Here is a 22,781-nt window from a genome sequence, read left to right on the forward strand (position 1 = left end):
GAAGAGATATGAATATAGAAGAAATTAACGATGAGATATTAACAATTAACAACTATTTGAAGAAATGTTTGTGGATGGATTTTGAATTTGCAAGAATGGATGGTGGAGATATTGTTGTAGCTGGTAGAATTGATACTTCATATGATGAGTTTGCTATCAATATAGAATTCGGTGAACCATTTTATATTTCTAGTCTATTGTCATGGCATCTAGATGACTCGAAACCATTTATAGAACTTGTAGTTGGAGATGAAAAGCAGATAATTGATGATAAGTATCAAGTTGAACAAGGAAACTACGTTTTTAAGATCAATGCTGAAGATTTTGAAACGTCTCCAATAATCATTGCAAGCAAAAATATTAAATGTGAAATTGTAAATGAAGAACCATTCTAAAAATAAAAAAGGCACTTTATCACGAGATTGGTAATCAAGTAATAAATTCTTGACTAGTAAGGAACAATCTCACTAATCAAGTTGCAAATAACTAATAAAAAATAGCTGTATTTATTGTACAAAAATTCAAAGGCCTTTTCTAGTCTTTTGAAGGGTTAATAAATGTGCAGTCATTGAAACAGTATTAGTGAGGCTAGCTCGCTGATACTGTTTTTAGTTCTATTTTACTACAAAAGAAAGATAGCAAAGTAAGAACAATAATACCTGATAACTCTAGACAACCGTAAAAGAAGGAGCTAACTAAAAATGATTGATTCTGAAAAAATGGAAAGTTTAATCAATGAAAGAAAAAAATTATTACCAGATGACCCAAGAATTGGTGAAATCTGGGATGAATTGACACAAATATTCTCAGAAGACGAAAAAGACACAATTAAATATTTAAATAATTGTTCTGGAAGTCAATTAGAATGGATAAGTGAAGTATTTGAAGATATATCAGAAAATCTACAAAGTGAAGATTTTATTGATACATTAGAAAAACTACAGAAAAAATTTCCGTATTTAGATTTAGAGATGGATATTTCATATGCAAAGGAAGTATTAAAAAATTAAAATAGTAAAATAAAAAGACACGTTACTATCTGAGTGGAATCGGACAGTAAAGCTTTGATTAGTAAGATATAGTCTCACTACCCAAATTACAAATAATTGAAACAGGATCAGTGAGAGTGGCTCATTGATGCTGGTTTTAATTTTATTTTACTACAATAGTTCTGCCTACGTTCCTCAACAATATACAACAGACGTTGACAGTGGTGACCTAAAATCTTTTGTAAAGTAACAAAAGATGGAGCAGGTGTTAAAAATCCAAAAATCTACCAGTATTTAAATGCGAATGGCAAAGAAATACCATCAGACTTGTTTGAATTTATTTCTCAACAGGATTGGGATGATAGGGTAAAAGCAGCCTTTCGAAATGGGAAGGATTTACAGATAGGGAACAAGTACAATCCAGTTTTGGGAGCGTTAGTGGCATCCGGTCAATATCTTGAAGATGGTTATAAATTTATGACGGAAGACGAGCTGGGGCAAGCGTTACAGATGTTAGGGTTTAACTTTGCCTCTTATCGATTGGCGACGAATAAAGGTACGAAGACGGTTGAGAATAAAAAAGCTGGTGGGGCTGGAACTTCTGGAGAGAATATATTTAATTATACAAACAAAGTAAATGAGCATATGGCTAATCCAGATAGAGCAGTCCCAGTTCAGACTTTGAAAGAAGCAATTAAAGTTGGAACTCCAATGCCTGACCCAAGAGGTTCTAGTGCAACAATGTATTATAGTGAAATCTATATTAACGGCAAGAAGTATAATTTTGAAGTGCTTTATGATAAGGCAACAAATACTATTTATCACTTTAAATACGACAGAAGGCCATTAGGTCCGTTGCCTGCAGTCCCAAAACAATGATACTGGAGGAAAATTATTATGACAAAAAAAGAGCAACTATACTATTTATTAAATGGTCTGAATAATGGAGAAATAGAGATTAATAATTTCACAAATCAGTTTATGAAAATTTTTGATTTAGAAATAGATTATGATGAATTGTCAAAAAAAGAATACACAATTTTAGGCAATGTGTCTGATATGGCAGCTAGATTTTCTGATAGCGTAGAAGACTTAAAATTACCTAATGTGTACTATAGTGAAAAGCAAATTAGGGATGAAGTATCTCATGCTTTAAAAGAATTAACTTGAAGCATAATTAAAAAAGGCACTTTATCACAAGATTGGTAATTACGTGATAAAGACTTGACTAGTAAGATGAGACTCACTAATCAAGTTGCCAAATGATAAAATTCAAAACCTGTTGAAATGGTATCAGCGAGAGTTACTTGTGCTGTTTCAATAGGTTTATTTCATTTTTAAATTTTATTTTACTACAATCATTCTGTGACTCGAGGCCTAGAAGCCAAACGGAAATTAGAAAAGAAGCTCCAAAAATTACAAGCTTTTCACGCCAGTTCACCAATAAAGGGAAAGGTTCTGTTTATGATATTGACCCATTGACTGGAAAATCACCTACAAAGCAAACTCAAATTATCATAGGCGTTTTGAGCGGATAATTCAAGACGGAAAAGTTACGCACAGAATTTTTGTCAGAAATTCAGAATTGAGTGGGGGCTATAAAATAATGAATTATATAGATGAATTTAAAAAAAATGATATTTCTTTTTCTTGGAATGAGCTTAAAGTAGGTAGATTTGGTTATTCAGACAATGAATTTTATTTACAAGGTATGCTTGATGATGAGTTTGTAATGAAATACACTTTAGATTATCTATCTAAAAATGAAAATGAGGAAAATTCGTATATATGGGAGCTTGGAAGTCTATTTTCACCATATGATGAGAATGAAATATATAAACTTCTGGATTTAATTGAAAATTCTAATGAAAAAGATTTGATGTCTTATTATAGATGGAGATGGATTTTAGTTAATAATCTATTGAAGAGAATCTTAGATAAAGATTATGTAAATGCTTTGTTAGAAATTAGTGGATTCTGGCTTTATTTAAAGTCTCCAGTAGATATGCCTTATCAATACCAAGGTGTAGAAAACAAGTTAACCCCTCAAGAATTTTACACGGAGGAACACTTATCTAAAGTTATTTCCGACCATGAAAAATGGTTGGAAGATGAAAAAGAGAATTTAAAGTAATAGGTATCAAAATAAAAAAAGTACTTTCTCGCGAGACTGGTAATCAAGTGATAAAGTCTTGACTGGTAAGAACACATTCACTAATCAAATTGTCAATAACTAACAAAAACTAGCTGTATTTATTGCACAAAAATTCAAAGGCCTGTTCTAGTCTTTTGAATGGCTATTAAGTGTACAGCTATTTCAATTAGAGAATGTACAGTTATGGAAACAGTATCGGTGAGGCTAGCTCACTGATACTGTTTTTAGTTTTATTTTATCGCATGATGTACCTTCATTTTTCCAACGAATGCAAGATGAAGTTCATAACGAAAGCGTTACTAATGGATAATGGGAAAAGGAGTTAGTCGACAATTATTACTAAATTCTGGGAGCATTACTATACAGAATAGTATTATTTTGAATTGTAGGACCATATAGCTGTAGACGAAAGGATTATTTGCAGAAGGAGGATCAGTAAAATGACGATATTTAATAAAAAATTGTAAAGACGCACCACAGCTCTTTTGTTTACCTCTAATTAGTGGTAAAATTATTGCTATCAGTCTAAAGATTAGTCGGGGTGTCGATGTGAAAAAATTTAATCCAAATAAAAATATAATTATCACGCTGATCATAGTGATCATCGTGGTTACGATCATTAGTTTGACCGCTGCTCATAGAGCAAACAACGGGAAAACCAATCTTGGTCAATCAGCAGTCAATGATAGCGTTGGTTTTGTTGACAAAGTTATTTCATTTCCGGGAAGAGCAATCAGTAACGGAGTATCATCAATCAGCACACTTTTTAACACTTACGATGAAAATGCACGATTAAAAGAAAGAATCGATGGATATGGCGAACTTTCTATCCAAAATGATAACTTAAAAAAAGAAAATGAAGCATTGAAGAAAGAACTAGCACTGAATGAGACACTAGGCAACTATGAAAAAGTGACAGCAACAGTTGTTACTCGATCTCCTGACATGTGGCAAGATTTACTAGTTGTGGATCGAGGCTCAAATGACGGTATCGAACCCAACATGGCAGTTCTAGCTCAAAAAGGGTTGATTGGTCGTGTTGTAGAGGTGAATGCAACATCGTCTAAAGTCGAACTATTAACATCGAAGAACCAAAATTCTAATCATTTTCCAGTTCAAATCAACTCTGAAAAAGGGGATTCATATGGATTGTTGAAAAAATACGATGATAAAGAAAATACATTGATCGTCAGTCAATTGGTAGGAGATATGGATATCAAAGAAGGCGATATTGTTCAAACATCTGGATTAGGCCAAAATTCTCCAGCGAATCTACCGGTCGGTGTGGTTCAAAAAGTTAAACCAGATAGTTATGGCTTAGATCGCGAAGTTTATATCAAACCTTACGCTGAAATGTATAACATACCCGTCGTGACAATCATCAAGCGATTAGCTGGAGCGGGGGAGTAAGATGCACATGATCCGAAAAGAAAATGTTAAATATTATGCGCCTGTAGTTTTCTTTTTACTGATGCTGATCGATGGTCAACTGACCCAAGCTGCGCGGAATATAACGGATAATATCTATTTTGCGAATGCTCATTTTTTATTACTGGCATTTTTAATGGCAGTTCCTAATCTCTCTAAACGTTATTTGCTGATCACAGCGCTTGTTTTAGGGATGGTTAGCGATAGTTATTATATTGGAATCATAGGGATTTATACGGTGGCATTAGTAGCGACTGTTATGATGATGTATCGTTTCCAGCGAGTGGTTCACACAAACTTAATCACAGCTTTTTTTGGAATGATTATTTTTGTGACGACATATGAGCTGATTGCGATGGGGCTGCAAATCATTTTTCACATATCAAATGTGGCACCATTATTATTTATCACGAAAGTTTTAGGACCAACATTGCTTTTTAATATGTTGATATTCGTTATTTTTTCTTATCCATTAAAAAGACTATTCGCTAATGAATAGTCTTTTTTCATGTGGCTAATGAACGAAACATTACAATTGATATTATTTAAAAGCCTGCGGAATTAGGCTTTTGATTGATTTTAGGTGTTATTTAATTCTGTTTTATGAAACAATTTTGTAATATCTCTTTTATCTGTATGTCATACTGCTATGTTACAATTAGCACGTTGCCAATTTAATGAAGACGAAACAATACTTAGAACTTATAAAATACATAACATAAATGTCGGAGGAATAAACGAGTGAAAAAAAGTATATTATCAGCATTGATGGTTTGTTCAATTACGCTTACCTCAGTTGCTTTACCTGCGGCTGCAGTTGCAGATGACTATGACACCAAGATTGAACAACAAGATGAGATCATCAATGGACTAAAAACAAAAGAATCAGAAGCTGCTACTAAATTATCAGCAATCGAGTCAGATATGTTAGCTACAGCAACTAAAATCGATGAATTAACAGCGAAGAAAAAAACACTTAAAGATGAAATCACAAAGTTATATGGCGAAATTTCTGATCTGAATGTCCGTATCCAAAAAAGAGAAGTCCAAATGCGGAATCAAGCACGTGATGTTCAAGTAAGTGGAACAAGTACTAGCTATTTAGACGTGATCATCAATTCTGAATCTATCTCTGATGCAATCAGCAGAGTTCAAGGGATCACGACATTAGTAAATGCAAACAATGACTTATTAGAGCAACAGACGTCTGATAAAAAAGATGTGGAAAAAAAGACAAAGACTGTAGAATCACAAATCTCAGTTTTAGAAACATCTACAAAAGAGCTGAATGCTAAAAAAGCGTCTTTAGATACTTTGAAGCTAGAACTAGAAATTGCTAAAAATGATTTAGAAGCACAGCGCTCAACAGAAGAAAATAAAAAATCTGAGTATGTTGAACAAAAAGCCGCAGCTCAAAAGAAATTAGAAGAAGAGCAAGCTAAGCAAGCGAAACAAGCCGCAGCACAAAGAAAAGCAGAAGCAGAAGCTGCTAAGAAACTTGCAGAAGCACAAGCTGCAAACCCAGGACTTGTTCAAACGAATCTTGTAGAAGAAAATGGTACAACTAATACAACACCAGAAGCACCAAAACCAGTTGAAAAACCTAGTGGTAATACTGGTGGTGGCAGCAGTATCGGTACTGGCGGCGTATCAGAAGCGAAGAAAAAAGCAGCACAAATCGCTTTAAATGCTGTCGGCCAAACAAACCCGACAGGTTGGGGTCAAAGTGGTGAATGTATTGTAGCTGTACAAAATTGGTTAAATGCAGCAGGTATTAGATTCTCACCAGGAGGTCCTCATAGTGGCTACACACAATCAGGAGCAGTTCAAGTCTCTTGGTCTGATGTTCAAGTGGGAGATGTCGTTCAATACGAAAACTCTCTTAGTCCTGATGCTTGGTTAGATGGGGTTCATACTGTCTTAGTCGTTGGTGTCAACGGTAGCTCTGTTCAGATTGTTGAGTCAAATAATCCAGCAGGTTCTGGTTATGTGTCAACAACTACAGGTTGGACACCAAGTCCATATGCAGCAAACTTTAGAGCTGTTGTATGGCGCTTTCCAGGATAATTTAAGCGAATAATCAAATCCCTACTCATGAAATCAACTGGATTTTTTGGGTAGGGATTATTTGTAATTTATCGTTTATTGAAGTATGGTGAGAGAGTTGGTGCTGCGTTAGTGTTTTTTCTCATTTTATAATCAAATAGCATAGTATAGAAAACAAGGTGAAAAGCTTGATTTCATAGGGGTGTTACGATCTTAAAAAAATTTTTAAGTTGTCATTTTTAACAATCAAAAATGAAATACTCCTGTAACATTAATTTTATATGTATGACATGTGATTATGATACAATGATTTCGTTGTCAATATAAGAATGAAAATTACTCAAACAATGAACGAATTTATTATAAGCAAAAAGTCGGAGGAATGAATTTTGAAAAAAAGTATATTACCATTACTAATGATTTGCTCATTAACCCTTACATCTGTAGCAATGCCATTGATTTCATCAGCAGATGAAGTGGACTCGAAAATTCAACAAAAAGACCAAACAATTTCAGGATTAAAATCTCAAGAAGCTGATGCTCAAAGCCAAGTGGCTGCTGTACAAAGCCAAGTAGCTTCTATCAACGAAAAAGCAGATACATTATTAGCTGAACAAGGCAAATTAAGAAAAACTTCTACTAGCTTAGAAAAAGAAATCAAACAATTAACAAAACGTATCGACAAACGTGAAGTAGCTATCCAAAATCAAGCACGTGACGTTCAAGTGAACGGTAACAGCACAAGCTACATGGATGCATTATTGAATGCAAAATCAGTTTCTGATGCCATTACTCGTGTAACTGCAATGTCTACGATTGTTAATGCAAACAATGATTTAGTAAAACAACAACAAGAAGATAAAAAAGCAGTTGAAACTAAGAAAACTGAAAACGAAGATAAATTAAAAGAATTACAAGATAACCAAGTAGAACTTGAAGCACAAAAAGGCGAACTTGTAAAAGCAGAGGCAGACTTGAATGTATTACAAACATCATTAGCTGCTGAAAGAGCAACTGCTGAAGATCAAAAAGCTGGATTAGTGAAAGAAAAAGAAGCAGCGATCGCAGAACAAGCTCGTATTGCTGAACAAGAAAAAGTAGTAGCTGCTAATGCTAAAAAAGCAGCTGAAGAAGCTGCAGCTGCTAAAGCTACAAAACCAAGCACTACAACTACTTCATCAACTGAAGAAGCAACAACAGGATCATCGAATAATGGTACAACAGGTTCGTCAACTGGCAATGTAACACCAGTACAACCAGAGCAACCACAACAACCTGAACAACCAGATGTTCCAAAAGAGCCAGAAACACCAACACCTCCACCACCAACAGGTAGTTCTGCAATTGCAATTGCAGCAGCACAAGTTGGTAAACCATATGTTTGGGGTTCTAAAGGTCCAAACAGCTTTGACTGTTCAGGTTTAGTTTACTACGCATTTATGAACTCAACTGGCCGTAATGTCGGTGGATACACAGTTGCACAAGAAAGTGCGGGTACACGTATTTCTGTAGCGGAAGCTCAAGCTGGAGACTTATACTTCTGGGGTAGCCCAGGTGCTTCTTACCACGTAGCGATTGCTACAGGTGGCGGCGGTTATATCCACGCTGGTAACGAAAGTACAGGCGTTGAATACAGCAACGTTGGTTCATTTACACCAAGCTTCGCTGTACGTATGTAATCAAATTTAACCTAATAATTTAAGAATCAGACAGTTGTCTGGTTCTTTTTTTTGTTAAATATACCAAAAAAAGAAGTTTCAACGGATCTCTCGTTGAAACTTCAAATTGTTACTTAATATATTCTTCTGTCAATTCCATAAACTCATTTACATCTTTGATGACTTGATCGATCCCAGCTTGCCAGAAGTCAGGTTTGGTTAAATCGACATCAAGATGTTTCTTAGCTAAGTCTTCTGAAGTCATTGATGCAGTGTCACGAAGTAAGGCAATGTATTGATCTTCAAAATCACTGCCTTGTTTATTCGCATAGGCATAAATCCCCATACTGAACAAGTAGCCGAATGTGTAAGGGAAATTATAAAAAGGCACATCATCAATAAAGAAATGCAGTTTACTTGCCCAAAAATGAGGATGATAAGTCCCTAAACTATCTTGATAACTTTCTTTTTGAGCGTCAAGCATCAACTCGGTTATTTCATCTTCACTAAGCAATCCTTTTTGACGAGCTTCATAAAAGCTATTTTCAAAAATGAAACGAGAGTGGATATTCATAAACATAGCAATGGCATTTTGCATTTTAGTGTCTAATAAATTAATTTTTTCCTCTGGTGTTTCTGCTTTTTTCAAGGTTGCATCTGCGACAATCAATTCTGCAAATGTACTAGCTGTTTCTGCGACGTTCATCGCGTATTCCCGATCAAGTGCTGGAAGATCCCACATCACGCTACTATGGAATGCATGGCCTAATTCGTGAGCTAGTGTTGCTACTTCATTGATTGAATTGCCAAAAGTCATAAAAATTCTAGATTCTTCTGTTTCAGGAAGTTCTGTGCAGTATCCACCTGGGCGTTTATCTGGGCGATCTTCTGCTTCAATCCAGCTTTTTTCAAATGCTTCTTTAGCAAATGTAGCCATTTTAGGACTGAATTTTTCAAAGTTTTCTAAAATAAATTCAGCTGCTTCGTCAAAACTGTAAGATTTTTCCTTTAAATCGCCTAAAATGATCGGCGCATCTTGATCTTGCCAGTCCATTTTCTCTTTTCCAAATAATTGAGCTTTACGTGTCAAGAAATCAATAAAAGGTTGTTTGTTCTTTTGGATCGTTGCCCACATAACATCTAGTGTTTCTTTTTGCATACGGTTATAGTTCAATGGTTTTTCTAAGAAATCAGAGACACCATGAAGCTTATAGTCACTTAAGCGGAATCCGTCCAAGTGATTTAAAGTATCCGCTAGCAAGGGTGCTTTCTCACTCCAAGCTTTTTCCCATTCTTTGAATAGTTGTGCCCGAACATCTGAGCTAGGATCGCTCATCATTCGGTTAAATGCTTGTCCAGCTGAAAGATCTGTTGTTTGATCTCCTTCTTTAAATGGAATTGTGATGCTAGCAACAATCGTATCATAGTGACTGCTCCAAGCGTTAAGGCCGTCCAAGGACAATGTATTGATGATATTTTCTTCTTGCTCAGATAATAGTTGCATACCGTCACGGCGGATTTCATTTAAACGAAAAGCGATGGATTCAAATGTTGGTAAAGTTGTTAAGGTTTGCCAATGCTCGTCGGAAATTTCTGTCAATTTTTTTGTGAAAATAGTTTCTGCTAATTGGATCGCTGGTAGTAATGAGAAAAGGTCACCTGATAAAATTTTTGCTTTTTTATCTTTTGTATCGGCAGATGATAGTGCTGTGATAAAGCTACTACATTGAGAAAATCCGTTTGAGATGTTTCCTTGCAAAGATATAATTTTTTGTAACTCTTGATATTCAGCATCATTTTCTGGTGCCCACTGTTCGATCAATTGGTGATAATCACGGCTTTGATCTTTTAATTTTGTTAATCGTTGTTCCAATTGTGCGGAGTGACTGCCTCCTGGGAAAATGCTATCTAAGTCCCAAACGAGTGAATAAGTCATGTACGATACCTTCTTTCTTAAATCTATTTCTTCTAGTATATCATAAGAAAAAAAGTTTGAGCGATTGTTTATTTCGCCGAAAAAGGCTACTATAGTAAATGGAATGAGGTGACGAATTGAAAAAGCAGTTAAAAAACAGTAATTTTTATATATTTATGGCATTTTTGATTATGGCTATTTTATTTTATAGTTCTTCTCAAACGTATGAACAACAATCACAGGTTGGATTACTAGATAAACTATTGAGCAACCATCCATTTGAAGAGCAGCTCAAAGGAATTTCATTTAGCTATGCTGGAAGTGAGGTAAGTATCCAAGCGAAGGGATATGCAAAATTTGTGGAATTCTTTATTCGTAAAGGAGCTCACTTTGGCACCTACTTTTTATTAGGCGGTAGTTGGTTCATCGGGTTGAACATGAAAGTCAAGCAACCGCTTTTGATAGGTGTTGTAGCGTGGCTTACAGCAACAGGATATGCTGGTTTGGATGAGTACCATCAAATGTTGACAGGTGGGCGAACTCCGCTATTTCAGGATGTCATGCTAGATTCTATAGGGGCGCTTACAGCAGTTTTTCTTTGCTTACTTGTGATCGGCATCAAAAAATTGAGGAAAAAATAAATTAGACAGAACGATAAAACGAAGTTCATTCAATTTTTTGCTACAAAAGTTGATAATTATAATAAATGGCACAAGGTGAGACTACTCTGAACCTTGTGCCATTTATTTTTATAATTTAATTCAAAAAATCAGTCTCAAGCTGGATGAAAGTCAGAACAAAAAAATCTAATATAGTAAGGAAGGACGAAATGAGCCAGGAAGGAGTGTGCGGCATCTAATGAAACATTTCTGCAAATCAGTACTGATGATACTGTTTATTCTAGTAATCAGCATCATCGGACTTAGAATTTATACTTATAATAATACATCTACCGCTGCAGCGATGATCGATTACTTTAATCCATTAGTCAAAACCGCGACTCTTTATACTAAAACAACTGAAAACTACGATTATACCTATCCAGATGCGGTTAGCAAAATAGAAAATTTTGCCTATGTTCAAACTTGTTATACGGATAAAGGAGAAAAACGAAAACTAGAATACATTTCATTTGGAAAAAAGTTAAAACCAGATAAATTTCTTAGATTAACAGTAAAAGGTCAGAACGTTATGAATTGGGAAGAAATCGATAAAGGTGATTTACCAGATAATATATTGCCATTATTCTAGTTAAATGAAAAATTTCTTATGTAGAAGATAGCTAAATTTAAAAGAATGCTGTCTATACTTATAGTAAGGAGTGATGAATCATGGAAAATATGACTATCAATAGAAATAACACAAGAGATACAGCAACGATTACTGGTTTGGGGATGTTAGCGTATCGTATTTTTCCAGACACGGAATGCATCAATATACAACTGTTGAGTGGAGATCAAGAAGAGTCTACGATCCCTTTTAAAACGGGTGAAACGGTGATATTGCGCGGCGTTGAAATTCGTCTAGAAATTATTGAGTGATCCAAACAAAGCAGGTAAAACAACCTATTTTACAGTTGTTTTACCTGCTTTGTTTATTTAGTCTTTAAAAATAGAATACTTTTCCTTAAACGGTTCAACCCTTCAAGCAGTTTATCCTTAGAGCAACCAATATTTAAACGTAAAAATGACGTGCCGGATTGACCATAAGTTGCGCCAGACATAATAGCGACTTTTCCATGATAAACGAGAGCTTTTTGAATTTCTTCCATTGAAAAAGGTAATTGAGAACAGTCGATCCAAAGTAAATAAGTTGCTTGTGAAGAAACAACTGTTAATTCTGGTAAAAATGCCTGAATGAACGTTTCTGTCAGCTGAACATTTTGATCTACATAATCATTTAATTGATCCAGCCAAGCGCCGCATTGATTATAGGCTGTGATCGTACTTAGCATACCAAAGATGCTTGTAGAAGAAAGGCCATCACGATTTTTCAGTAGCATCAAAAATTTTTCTCGTAATTCAAAGTCTGGAATCATCAAATAAGAAGCAACTAGTCCAGGAGTATTGAACGTTTTACTAGCTGAAGTGCACAAAGCTAGATTATTTGGATCTTTGGCATCTTTTAAAATAGGTGTATGTTGCTGCCCATTACGTAAAATATCCATATGGATCTCATCAGAAACTAGAAAAACATTATATTTTTCGCAGAGAAAAATAATGTGTGCTAATTCTTCCTTTGTCCAAACACGGCCAGTGGGGTTATGAGGACTACAAAGTAAAAAGATTTTGCAGTCTGGATGTTTCAACTTGATCTCTAAATCATTGAAATCAATGGTATATTGATTATTTTGATACAAAAGGTTTGTTTCGACTAAGGTTCGATTGTGCGCTTCGATCATCTTAAAAAAAGCGTCGTAGGCAGGTGTTTGAATTACGATATGGTCACCAATCTCTGATTTTAGTTCAATTAATTTTGAAATCGAATAAATAACGGATGGACTATAAACGATCCATTCAGGATTGAGCAGATAGTCAAATCTTGTGCGATACCATTTTTGAATACTTTCTTTAAACGAACTATGATTCCAACGTGTATAACCGAAAACAGGATGACTGATTCGCTCTTGAAGTGTCTCTAGGATCTCTTTTGGAACAGCAAAATCAGTATCAGAGACCGTAAACGGTAGTAAATCTGCTTGACCAAAACGATCGGCAATATAATCCCATTGGGTACAAAAAGTCCCTGTTCGTTCCACGATTTTATCAAAATCTATTTTTTCTTTCATTTATTTTCTTCCTATTCCATCAAACTTTCAAGCTCATTTTTTACTGTGGCGACTTGAGTTCCAATAATGACTTGAAGGTTGTTTGCATCTAATTTTATAACACCGATAGCACCTTGATTTTTCAATTCCTGTTCACTTACAATCGTCATATCATCTACAACTAAGCGTAGACGGGTAATACAATTATCTAATGAAACAATATTTTTAGGTCCTCCTAATGCGTCTAGGATCAAAGGTCCATTGTAATTGCCTTTTTTCTTATAAGTTCGCTCTTTTTCAGAGACATCTTCTGTTACTAACTCTCGGCCAGGTGTTTTCAAGTTGAATTTTTGAATCGCAAACTTGAAAACAACATAATAGACTACGAACCATAGCGCTCCAACGAGCAAGACGAAGTACCATTTTGTATAGGTTCCTTGTAAAATACCAAAAATTAAAAAGTCCAGAACACCGCCATCAGTATTGCCGATAACTACTTGAAGTAACGCCATGAGCATAAATCCTAAACCTGTCATGATGACATGGAAGCCATACAAAACAGGGGCGATAAACAAGAATAAGAATTCAATTGGTTCCGTAATGCCGGTAACAAAAGTAGCAATGACTCCAGAAATCAAAAGGCCTTTGATTTTATGGCGATTCTGAGGTAATGCTGTTCGATACATCGCTAAAGCTGCTGCAGGAAGTCCAAACATGAAAGTAGGCATTTTCCCTTGGGATAGAAAGGCCGTGGCCGCCGGACTGATAGGAGAACCACTTTGTAGTTGGGTATAAAAAATATTCAATGCTCCAGATACACTGTGCCCGTCTACGATTTGAGTGCCGCCAGCTTCGGTAAAACGAATCATTGAAACCAAGATATGATGTAAACCAAATGGGAGTAATAAACGCTCACCCGCACCGAATAAAAAGGGGCCAAAAATTCCTGATTTTTGAATCGCAAACCCCACACTGTTAATTCCTAATGCAAATATTGGCCAAATAACTGGGACTATGATACCAATGATCGCCATAATAAGAGACGTGATGATTGGAATAAATCGAGCGCCGCCAAAAAATGCAAAGGCATCCGGCAACTGGATTGTATAGAATTTACTATGTAATAAATACACAATGATTCCAACAATAATTCCGCCAAGTACCCCCATTTCTATCGACTGCATCCCTAAAACCATTCCTTGTCCCGCTTCACGCAAGTGCTCTGGATCAGCCAATTTACCCGTTTCAGTCAAATAAAAATGAATAGATAAGTTCATGACAACATAACCGACGAAACCAGAAAACGCTGCGACTCCTTTTTCGTTGCGAGCTAAGCCTAATGGGATCGCCATTGCAAATAATAATGGTAAATAAGTAAAAGCAAAACCACCAACCGTGGACATAAATCGAAAAATAACTTGCAGCCAAGGCTGATCTAAAAAAGGAAGTATCTCGATGGTTGAAGGACTAGAAAATGAACTGCCGATTCCTAAAATCAGCCCCATAAAAGCCAGTAATGCTACAGGCAACATAAATGTTTTCCCGATTCCTTGAAAAAACTCCCAAAAACTAAATTTCTTTTTCACGCTGTAATTCCCCCTTTGAATAAAAAAACTAGATAGTTCTTTATCAATAGCTTTAGTTTACGTGGCGAAATACGCAAAAACAAGCGCTTTCATAAATGCTGGAAGGACTTTCAAAAAATGTACGGGGTTTCATTTTTCTACATAGGTTTCGATATAATGAAGAATCAAGAGTTCTAATACAAGATGCATGGGAATTCGTGAACTCATGTCGATTTCCCCATAATAGCCATTCGTCACTTTGACATGAAAGACCAATGTCGCTAATTCTTCAAGTTGACTATTTTTAGAACCAACGATTGCAATGATAGGCACTTTTTTTTCTTTTAAAATAGCTACATATTCAAGGGGAAGAATGGTTTCACCGCTGTAACTGACAAGAATCGCTGTGTCAGATGCAGTTAAATGTTCGGCAACGATCCGTAATTCGTCCCAATCTTCGCGTGCATTCGCAATCCTACCAGCGAAAGTCAATTTTCGTGCTGCTTCAAAACAGCAGGAATAAGAGCTTCCAACACCAAAAAATTCTACACGTTGACTTTCTGCAAGCAACTTTGCTCCCAGCTCTAGATTTTCTTGCTTCACTAACTGTAATGTTTCACTGATCTCATTTTGAACACGTTCAGCCAATTGAGTGAAGTTCGCTGAAGGCTGGTAAATAGGGTGTTGCTCTTCTTCTAAATGATGGATCAAAGTATATTTCAACTCTTGAAACCCAGAATAACCGAGTGCTTTACTTGTTCGGCTGATTGTTGCAGTTGACACATAGACTTCTTTTGCCACTTCATCAATGCGGCTTTGGGCAATTACTTCTGGATTTTCAATAATATAGGCTAGAACCTGCTGCTCTAAACGACTTAGTTGATCTTGATGTTTTTGCAGTTTCTTTAAAAATACGCTCACTATTTTTCCCTCTTTTCAATGAAGTACTTTCGTTTTGTTCAGTATAGCAAATAGCGAGAATAAGAGTAAAGGTTGCAACTATTAAGAAGCATAGTAAAATAGAAGGTAACAGAACTTGATTGACAGGTTCGTAAAACGTTATTACACGGGGAGGAATAAACAATGGCAGGTCACAGTAAGTGGAAAAATATTCAAGGACGAAAAAATGCGCAGGATGCAAAACGAGGGAAGATTTTTCAGAAATTATCAAGAGAAATTTATATGGCAGCTAAAGCAGGGGGCGCAGACCCAGCCACAAATGCGGCTTTAAGACTTGTAATGGATAAAGCAAAAGCGGCTAATATGCCTAATGACAACATCGATCGAGCAATCAAAAAGGCTAGCAGCGCAGGTGAAAATGAACATTACGATGAGATTACTTATGAAGGATACGGACCGGCTGGTGTTGCGATTTTAGTGTATGCATTAACGGATAACCGAAATCGGACAGCAACCAATGTGAGAGTTGCATTTACTAGAAATGGTGGTTCTTTAGGTGAAACAGGTTCCGTTAGTTATATGTTCGACCGTAAAGGCTATATCGCAATTGAACGTGCAGGTCTGTCTGTTGATGAAGATACGATGTTTGAAAATGTACTAGAAGCTGGTGCGGAGGATCTAGAAACATCAGAGGACGTATTTGAAATTTATACGGCGCCAGAAGACTTTACCACTGTCCGAGATATACTGGAAAAAGATGGTTACACTTTAGCTCAAGCCGAACTGACTATGGTTCCTCAAACCTTAGTCGAGTTAGACCTGGAGCAACAAGAACAACTGCAGATTTTGATCGATAAGCTTGAGGAAGACGATGATGTGTCTGAGGTTTTCACTTCAGGGGATATGTGAGTCGTTAATATAGAAAATTGTTACAAATGATGACAGATTGTTGTCATCATTTGTATGGTAATTTATAGTCATCACATGAATGGAGATGAGTCTATGAATTATAAAGTAGAACAAAAAGAAGCTTTTACCATCACAGGTCACAAACAAGAGATGACCAAGATAGAGCAAGACGAAAATTATTATGAAATATCACGTTTTTGGTCGAGCTTGACCGAAGAAAAAATCAATCGATTAATGTCGGTAACAGATGGAACGATTCAAGGATTACTAGGTGTTTCTGATAGTAATAACAGCCAACAGCAGTTCAATTACATGATCGGTACAAAGACAAGTCAGGATAAGGCTATTTTGAATGATTTAGCCGAGATCCACTTTCCAGCTTCAAAATGGGCAATCATTGAATGTATTGGCGCAATTTCAGCAGGTGTCAAAGCACTTGAGGAACATCAACCGTTTGAACCGAATGTTTTGATGCAATTAAAACAAAGCACACTTTCGCCGTGGGCAGATGAGGCAATGTGTGAAAATATTGGAATTCCAAGAATTGAGTTGTATCCACTGGGTGACATGGAAGCGGATAACTATAAGTGCGAATTATGGATTCCTATCAGTGAGAAAAAGACAATAAAAGAGGGATAAAATGAAAGAATTTTCGGATACAAATGTGGCTGCTATTTTTGAGCATTATCCTGAACGATTTCGCAAACCACTATTAGCACTTAGAGAATTGATTTTTACTACAGCTTCCGAAATCGCAATAGTAGGTGAGTTGGAAGAAAGCTTAAAATGGAATCAACCTTCTTATGCAACGAAAGTAACAAAAGCAGGAAGTCCGATTCGTATCGATCGTTTTGGTTCTGAAAACATTGCACTGTTCTTTCATTGTCAAACGACATTAGTGGAGGAATTTAGAGCGTTGTTTAGTGATGTTTTCGAGTTTTCGAAAAATCGAGCAATTGTGCTGGATCCTGAAAAAGAATTACCAGTCAATGAGTTAGCGTTTTGTATTGAGAGAGCACTAACTTATCATAAAAAAGGTAATAGGCTATTAAAATAAGGGTTATGCCACACAATTGATAAAATGTTGTGTGGCATAGCCCTTATTTAGTTTCGGTCAATAAACGTGTACGGAATTGTTTTTGTGCTAATTTTTTCCTCTAAAAGTAGGTGAAAAGCGGCTTCCCCACATTGATCTATATGGTGATCGATCGTAGAAAAGTGCAGAAGTCTACTAGAAAGTAAATTCTCTTCCCCAATCACCATTATTTGATCTTGGGAAATAGTTTGTAAAATACCAGCAGCGACATCATCTCCGTTTGTGACGATCACATCAAGATCGGACAATGTTGCAAAATGACTACCAGCTTGTATGCCATCTTCGTATGAGCGGCAGTTTCTAACGATCAGTGACTCATCCAAACAGCCGATGATAGTGCTGTAAGTTTGTAAAACCAAAGCGGTGCTGGCACTCACTTTTTCAGTTCGTCCAACGGTTAATCCGATGTTCTGATAGCCTTGTTTTTTTAATTTAGTAAACAAATCAATATAAGATTCTTCGCGCTTGATCGAAACACAGGAAATCGGAAAATTACCAGTGTCTTCACAGCAAACAATCGGTGCATATTTCAGGTAGCTCATAATAACTTCAAAAGAGACTTTTTTTGATGTAATGATCATGCCATCCCAAGCTTTTGCAGCTAACTCGTTTAAATAATGTTTTTCAACTGTAGGGTCGTAGTTGGTCGGCAGTAATGTTACTTTGTAACCATCGTTAAAAGCAGCTTTCAAGATACCGCTGACGATTTTATCAGAATAGGGATGGTCGGCGTAAGGAATCATAACGGCAATATGTTTGGATCTCCCGCGACTCAACTCTCTAGCTTTTGCATTTGGTATATAATCAAGCTCATGCATGATTTTAAGAATTTTCGTTCGTTTTTCCTCAGAAACATAAGGATGATCATTCAGCACACGGGAAACCGTCGCCACAGAATAGCCAGATAATTTGGCGATATCACGGATGTTTGCCATAAGCGACTCCTTTCAAACCTAGTAACTAACACTTAATGGACGTAAAATATCACTTAAAAAAGGCATCAAGTGATTACCATAATCGATAAAGTGATAATGCTCTTCTTCATAATCAAAACAGATAAAATCAAGTTCACCTTCTGCTCCAAAGGTCAATTCTTCTATTTCAGCCAATTTTACTGCTTTATCAATAGGTTTGCAATAGTTATTCAAGCTTCTGATGACAAGTGAGTCTTTCTCAGTTGATAAAGAAACAAAGTAATAATCTAACCCCACACGATCTGTCAATTCAAGCATCCCATTCCTCATAAATTGATTCCTCCTGTCTTTTTTTCAACTATAAAGTATGAAACGCGTATCAGGTCAAGAGGAATTGTCTATTTTATTTTGCTATAAGCGTTGGATGATGATTTCTTTTTCGATTCGATCGATATCGGACTGCTTCATTTCAGGGAACCAATTTAGTACATTAGCTGTTGAGTAACTTATTGCTTTTTTCAATACTTCAAGGTCCTCTAACTGTCCTAATGTCAGGTATTTCACCAAACCTCCTAAAAAGAAATCACCGCAGGCAATCGGGTTTTTAGCCTTCACAGGTGGAAGAGAAAGGTGGTAGACCATTTGATTTAACTTTGCCACAACACCCTTCGCACCAAGTGTGATAATAAAATATGGAATAGTTGCTGCTGTTTTTGATTTCAAAAAATCAGCGTAATCTTCTAATCCATTAAAGGTGTAATCAGGTACTAAATCACACAGTTCTTCGTCATTGATTTTGATTACAGCGGGATGCTCCTGAAATGCTTCGACTAAAGCAACTCCACTAGTATCTATGAAAAAACGTATGTCTTGATCTTTGAGTTGTTTTTGGAGCTGAGCAATATAATCATCTGGCATTCCTTTCATCAAAGAACCAGAAAAAACAACAGTGTCCTTTGGTTGGATAGCATTCAGTAATTGCTTGGTAAATTTGTTTAATAGAGGTTTGCTTAATACGAAACTATTCTCATAAATGGGATAAATATTATTGTTTTTTGTATCTGCGATAATAGTGCAAAACCGTGTATTAACGTCTACATCTGTTATTTCTAAGTGAATAGTTCTTTTAGCAGCTAACTCTTTTAAATAGTCACCATTTTTGCCTCCTAAAATGGTGTGAATACAGTAAGGAACATTAGGGCTTTCGAAATCCAATGCATAAGCGACATTAAAACTCTTGCCACCTGCAAATTCTTTGATTGTATAGGGACGGTTTGGACTATCGACAGTGAAGTCTTCTATCAATAAGGTACGGTCGATCGCTGGATTGGGACAAATTAAATGTATCATTTTTCATCATCTCCTTTAATTTACTGAAATGATAGCATCAAAAAATAGAATAATCAACATTAGATTTTGCTTTATTTCGATTAAAGCAAAGTTTATGAAGTGAAAGCAAAATAAAAGCAAAAAAAGTATTGCAATTTTATTTGCAGATGCTATTATTATGTTAACGATTACAAAGAGACTAGGAGGGAAAAAATGAACGCACAAGAAAGAAAAGACTATATTTTGGATATTTTAAAGAAGAATCATTCTGTCAAAATTTTGAAGTTAAGCAAAGAATTACGTGTGACGAGAGAAACAATACGCAAGGATTTATATGAATTAGAGAAAGAAGGACTAATCAAAAAGATTCATGGTGGAGCTGTGTTAGATAGTTCAAATCAAGAGACAGATTACGAACGACGCAAGAGTGAGTATCAAGAAGAGAAAACCGCTATTGCCAAACAAGCCGCCAAGCATATTGAAGAAGGAGACACGATTTATTTAGATTATGGTACGACAACATTAGCGTTAGCTAGAGAGATCATGAATTTGAAAAACATTACTGTGATCACTAACACCATTCCAATCGTTAATTTGTTATTACACAGTGAAGATATCAACCTCTTGATTCCAGGAGGGATGCTTAGAAAAAATGAAGACTCATTATATGGTCCATTTGCTTCAAATAATCTGCAAAATATTTTTGTAGATATCGGCTTTTTTGGGTGTGGGGGAATTGACGATGAGGTCGGTATCACAAACCATCATATGGGTGAAACAATGATTTCAAAGGAAATGATCCATCATAGCCAAACCTCGATCATTTTAGCTGATCACAGCAAATTTGGCAGTATTGCGTTTAATCGTACTGCGACTTTTGATGAGATAGATATTATCATTACGGATGAAGATTTATCTTCAGAAACGTATGAAAAAATCAGTCAGAAAGGAGTCGAAATTTATTGTACAGAAGATGAGTAGAAGGAGGGGAGTAGAGTGAAAGAGCCGTTATTGTATCATCAGTTGCTAGTCAATACACAAAATGAGTTATTTGAAAAACTAAGTACAGAATTAGAAGCCAAGGGAATCGTTCAGCAACCTTTTTTGACCGCACTGATTGAAAGAGAATCAGAGTTCCCAACGGGACTACCGTTAAAAATAGGTGTAGCAATCCCGCATACTGACGGGACTTACGTTAATGAAGATCGTTTAGTGTTTGCTACTTTGAAGCAGCCTATTTTGTTTAATGAGATGGGTGGGGATGAGGAAGATGTGCTTAATGTATCCGTCGTTATAATGCTAGCAATCAAAGAGGGAAAGAAGCATCTATCCGTCCTACAAAAATTGATTGAATCAATTCAAAAAGAAGGATTTATTGAAGAATTGGCACAAGCAAAAGATACCAATAAAATGAAAACAATTATTTCGACGTATTTATAAGATAAGGAGTGGATTGAGTATGAAAAAAGTAATCGTTGCCTGCGGAGGAGCGATCGCAACTTCAACTGTAGCTGCGAATAAAATCAAAGAATTAGCCGCAAGAGAAAATATTCCAGTCGAAGTGGTTCAATGCCGTGTAAGTGAACTGGATAGTAAAAAAGAAGGAGCCGATTTGATCGTGACAACTGCTAAAGTTCGAAAAGATTATGGAATTCCAGTTGTTCATGGCGTAGCGTTTGTTTCAGGTGTGAATATTGAAGGCACAGAAAATAAGATATTAGATGTGTTGAAATAATAAGGAAGGAGTAAAAAATATGGCTATTATTCAATATATCGTGGATCTCGGTGCAAGTGTGATGCTTCCAATCGTTATCATGATATTAGGATTGTTATTAGGTCAAGGAATCGGTAAATCACTTCGTTCAGGAATCACGATAGGAATTGGGTTTGTCGGGATCGGCTTAGTGATTTCATTGCTGACAGATAATTTAGGTGCAGCAGCTGAAGCGATGGCGAAAAATTTCAATTTGGGTTTGAATGTCGTTGATCTTGGTTGGCCTGGGACCTCGCCTATGGCTTGGGGTTCTGACTTAGGACTGATTGCGATTCCTGTGGCGATTGGAGTTAATATTATAATGCTAGTATTTAAAATGACAAAAGTTGTAAACGTTGACATTTGGAATATTTGGCATATGGCTTTTACTGGTGCGATTGTTCAGATTGCCACAGGTAACTTTTATTTAGGAATTTTAGGGGTTGTTGTCCATGCCGTAGTTGCATATAAATTAGGAGATATGTTTGGACAAGTGACGGATGATTACTTTGGATTGGAAGGGATATCCATCCCGCATGGTTCCTCTGCTTACATGGGTGTATTTGCTGCTCCAATCGATGATTTGATCGAAAAGATTCCAGGAGTCAATAAAATCAACATTACCTCAGAGAAAATCGAAGAAAAACTAGGTGTACTTGGACAACCAACGATTGTTGGAGCGGTTCTTGGGTTTGTGATTGGACTTTTAGCAAAATATTCAGTTGGCGATTCATTACAATTAGCAATTCAGATGGCGGCAGTTATGGTTTTGATGCCAATGGTAGTGAAATTGATCATGGAAGGATTAATTCCGATTTCAGAAGCTGCGCGCAAATTATTAGATAAACATTTTAAAGGCAGTGAATTAAAAATTGGTTTAGATCCTGCTTTGTTATTAGGAGACTCACAAGTTATTGCAGCAAGTTTACTTTTTGTACCATTAACAATTTTTATTGCTGTGATTGTGCCGGGGAATCAAGTATTACCATTTGGTGATTTAGCCACGATGGGCTTTTTCATCGCAATTGCTGTTGGAGTTCATAAAGGAAACTTATTTAGAACTTTAATTTCTGGTTCTGTAATTATGTATGTGACGATTTGGATTTCTAATCAAATGATTAGTTTGCAGACACAATTAGGACAATCTGTTGGTTTAGTAGCGCAAGGAGAGCGTGTATCATCTTTAGACCAAGCAGGAAGTCCGATTACTTATTTACTAACTAAAGGAATTACTTTAGAGACGGGTCTAGGTTTCTTTGTGATTTTGGTAGTTTACGTAGCATGCTTTGTTTATACATTTATTAAGTACAAGAGACAAACTTTATATGTAGAAGCAGACGGAGAAGGAGTGAAGTAG

General features: G+C 36.1%; 26 protein-coding genes. 19 read left to right on the top strand and 7 right to left on the bottom strand.

All coding sequences use genetic code 11. The features are described 5' to 3' along the window. The first annotated feature begins 8 nt into the window (after positions 1–8). From A5821_RS13160 to A5821_RS13200, 9 genes are all read left to right on the top strand, one after another. Positions 9–395 carry a hypothetical protein gene (locus A5821_RS13160; protein WP_086315203.1) on the top strand — a complete coding sequence of 129 codons (387 nt, stop codon included), beginning with the start codon at positions 9–11 and terminating at the stop codon, positions 393–395. A 306-nt stretch (positions 396–701) separates the two neighbouring features. Further along, the gene (locus A5821_RS13165; RefSeq protein WP_086315204.1) at positions 702–1,010 is read left to right on the top strand and encodes a hypothetical protein; all 309 of its coding nucleotides are present in this window, start codon (positions 702–704) and stop codon (positions 1,008–1,010) included. A gap of 417 nt (positions 1,011–1,427) precedes the next feature. Beyond that, entirely contained in the window at positions 1,428–1,868 is a 441-nt protein-coding gene (locus tag A5821_RS13170) for a hypothetical protein (protein ID WP_339098745.1), read from the top strand. An 18-nt stretch (positions 1,869–1,886) separates the two neighbouring features. Continuing rightward, the gene (locus A5821_RS13175; protein WP_086315208.1) at positions 1,887–2,159 is read left to right on the top strand and encodes a hypothetical protein; all 273 of its coding nucleotides are present in this window, start codon (positions 1,887–1,889) and stop codon (positions 2,157–2,159) included. Between the two features lie 436 nt (positions 2,160–2,595). Next, a complete protein-coding gene (locus A5821_RS13180) occupies positions 2,596–3,123 on the top strand; it encodes a DUF2247 family protein (protein ID WP_086315209.1) in 528 nt (175 codons plus the stop codon). A 570-nt stretch (positions 3,124–3,693) separates the two neighbouring features. Beyond that, positions 3,694–4,554, top strand: a complete 861-nt coding sequence (mreC, locus tag A5821_RS13185; RefSeq protein ID WP_170923040.1) for a rod shape-determining protein MreC — start codon at positions 3,694–3,696, stop codon at positions 4,552–4,554. Positions 4,555–4,561: 7 nt separating this feature from the next. Further along, complete coding sequence (mreD, locus tag A5821_RS13190) at positions 4,562–5,071, top strand: rod shape-determining protein MreD (RefSeq protein ID WP_086315705.1); 510 nt, start codon at positions 4,562–4,564, stop codon at positions 5,069–5,071. A 242-nt stretch (positions 5,072–5,313) separates the two neighbouring features. Beyond that, the gene (locus tag A5821_RS13195) at positions 5,314–6,639 is read left to right on the top strand and encodes a coiled-coil domain-containing protein (protein WP_086315211.1); all 1,326 of its coding nucleotides are present in this window, start codon (positions 5,314–5,316) and stop codon (positions 6,637–6,639) included. 368 nt (positions 6,640–7,007) lie between these two features. After that, positions 7,008–8,297: a coiled-coil domain-containing protein gene (locus A5821_RS13200; protein WP_086315212.1), complete on the top strand. Its 1,290-nt coding sequence runs from the start codon at positions 7,008–7,010 to the stop codon at positions 8,295–8,297. Between the two features lie 109 nt (positions 8,298–8,406). On the opposite strand, the gene A5821_RS13205 is transcribed toward A5821_RS13200, so the two are convergent. Further along, positions 8,407–10,212 carry a M3 family oligoendopeptidase gene (locus tag A5821_RS13205; protein WP_086315213.1) on the bottom strand — a complete coding sequence of 602 codons (1,806 nt, stop codon included), beginning with the start codon at positions 10,210–10,212 and terminating at the stop codon, positions 8,407–8,409. 116 nt (positions 10,213–10,328) lie between these two features. Between A5821_RS13205 and A5821_RS13210 the strand changes: the two genes are divergently transcribed. The 3 genes from A5821_RS13210 to A5821_RS13220 all read left to right on the top strand — a co-directional run bounded on the left by A5821_RS13210 (position 10,329) and on the right by A5821_RS13220 (position 11,732). Continuing rightward, positions 10,329–10,832: a VanZ family protein gene (locus tag A5821_RS13210; protein WP_086315214.1), complete on the top strand. Its 504-nt coding sequence runs from the start codon at positions 10,329–10,331 to the stop codon at positions 10,830–10,832. Positions 10,833–11,037: 205 nt separating this feature from the next. Continuing rightward, a complete protein-coding gene (locus A5821_RS13215) occupies positions 11,038–11,442 on the top strand; it encodes a YxeA family protein (protein ID WP_339098746.1) in 405 nt (134 codons plus the stop codon). An 80-nt stretch (positions 11,443–11,522) separates the two neighbouring features. After that, positions 11,523–11,732 carry a hypothetical protein gene (locus A5821_RS13220; RefSeq protein WP_086315216.1) on the top strand — a complete coding sequence of 70 codons (210 nt, stop codon included), beginning with the start codon at positions 11,523–11,525 and terminating at the stop codon, positions 11,730–11,732. A 53-nt stretch (positions 11,733–11,785) separates the two neighbouring features. Here A5821_RS13220 and A5821_RS13225 read toward each other — a convergent pair whose 3' ends face one another. The 3 genes from A5821_RS13225 to A5821_RS13235 all read right to left on the bottom strand — a co-directional run bounded on the left by A5821_RS13225 (position 11,786) and on the right by A5821_RS13235 (position 15,444). Further along, positions 11,786–12,979: a MalY/PatB family protein gene (locus A5821_RS13225; protein WP_086315217.1), complete on the bottom strand. Its 1,194-nt coding sequence runs from the start codon at positions 12,977–12,979 to the stop codon at positions 11,786–11,788. A gap of 11 nt (positions 12,980–12,990) precedes the next feature. Next, a complete protein-coding gene (gene malX / locus A5821_RS13230) occupies positions 12,991–14,490 on the bottom strand; it encodes a maltose/glucose-specific PTS transporter subunit IIBC (RefSeq protein WP_249921888.1) in 1,500 nt (499 codons plus the stop codon). Between the two features lie 183 nt (positions 14,491–14,673). Continuing rightward, a complete protein-coding gene (locus tag A5821_RS13235) occupies positions 14,674–15,444 on the bottom strand; it encodes a MurR/RpiR family transcriptional regulator (protein WP_086315219.1) in 771 nt (256 codons plus the stop codon). A 162-nt stretch (positions 15,445–15,606) separates the two neighbouring features. On the opposite strand from A5821_RS13235, the gene A5821_RS13240 reads away from it, so the two are divergent. The 3 genes from A5821_RS13240 to A5821_RS13250 all read left to right on the top strand — a co-directional run bounded on the left by A5821_RS13240 (position 15,607) and on the right by A5821_RS13250 (position 17,389). After that, positions 15,607–16,332 (top strand): YebC/PmpR family DNA-binding transcriptional regulator, encoded by a 726-nt coding sequence (locus A5821_RS13240; protein ID WP_086315220.1) that lies wholly within the window; start codon positions 15,607–15,609, stop codon positions 16,330–16,332. A gap of 93 nt (positions 16,333–16,425) precedes the next feature. Continuing rightward, entirely contained in the window at positions 16,426–16,971 is a 546-nt protein-coding gene (locus A5821_RS13245) for a GyrI-like domain-containing protein (protein WP_086315221.1), read from the top strand. Between the two features lies 1 nt (position 16,972). Next, the gene (locus A5821_RS13250; RefSeq protein WP_086315222.1) at positions 16,973–17,389 is read left to right on the top strand and encodes a DUF1801 domain-containing protein; all 417 of its coding nucleotides are present in this window, start codon (positions 16,973–16,975) and stop codon (positions 17,387–17,389) included. A gap of 47 nt (positions 17,390–17,436) precedes the next feature. Here the strand turns inward: A5821_RS13250 and A5821_RS13255 are convergent, their stop codons facing one another. The 3 genes from A5821_RS13255 to A5821_RS13265 all read right to left on the bottom strand — a co-directional run bounded on the left by A5821_RS13255 (position 17,437) and on the right by A5821_RS13265 (position 19,692). Then, positions 17,437–18,363, bottom strand: a complete 927-nt coding sequence (locus tag A5821_RS13255) for a LacI family DNA-binding transcriptional regulator (protein WP_086315223.1) — start codon at positions 18,361–18,363, stop codon at positions 17,437–17,439. A gap of 18 nt (positions 18,364–18,381) precedes the next feature. Next, a complete protein-coding gene (locus A5821_RS13260) occupies positions 18,382–18,672 on the bottom strand; it encodes a hypothetical protein (protein ID WP_086315224.1) in 291 nt (96 codons plus the stop codon). An 81-nt stretch (positions 18,673–18,753) separates the two neighbouring features. Then, positions 18,754–19,692, bottom strand: a complete 939-nt coding sequence (locus A5821_RS13265) for a 1-phosphofructokinase family hexose kinase (protein ID WP_086315225.1) — start codon at positions 19,690–19,692, stop codon at positions 18,754–18,756. 192 nt (positions 19,693–19,884) lie between these two features. Here A5821_RS13265 and A5821_RS13270 point away from each other — a divergent pair, with 192 nt between their 5' ends. Genes A5821_RS13270 through A5821_RS13285 form a run of 4 tightly spaced genes read left to right on the top strand, consistent with a single transcriptional unit; the run spans position 19,885 to position 22,781 of the window. After that, a complete protein-coding gene (locus A5821_RS13270) occupies positions 19,885–20,652 on the top strand; it encodes a DeoR/GlpR family DNA-binding transcription regulator (protein WP_086315226.1) in 768 nt (255 codons plus the stop codon). A gap of 15 nt (positions 20,653–20,667) precedes the next feature. Then, entirely contained in the window at positions 20,668–21,111 is a 444-nt protein-coding gene (locus A5821_RS13275; RefSeq protein WP_086315227.1) for a PTS sugar transporter subunit IIA, read from the top strand. A gap of 19 nt (positions 21,112–21,130) precedes the next feature. Beyond that, complete coding sequence (gatB, locus tag A5821_RS13280; protein ID WP_086315228.1) at positions 21,131–21,406, top strand: PTS galactitol transporter subunit IIB; 276 nt, start codon at positions 21,131–21,133, stop codon at positions 21,404–21,406. 19 nt (positions 21,407–21,425) lie between these two features. Next, positions 21,426–22,781, top strand: coding sequence for a PTS galactitol transporter subunit IIC (locus A5821_RS13285; RefSeq protein ID WP_086315229.1), 1,356 nt, complete (start codon positions 21,426–21,428; stop codon positions 22,779–22,781).

Source organism: Enterococcus sp. 7F3_DIV0205, assembly GCF_002141365.2.
Taxonomy (GTDB): Bacteria; Bacillota; Bacilli; order Lactobacillales; family Enterococcaceae; genus Enterococcus_L; species Enterococcus_L palustris.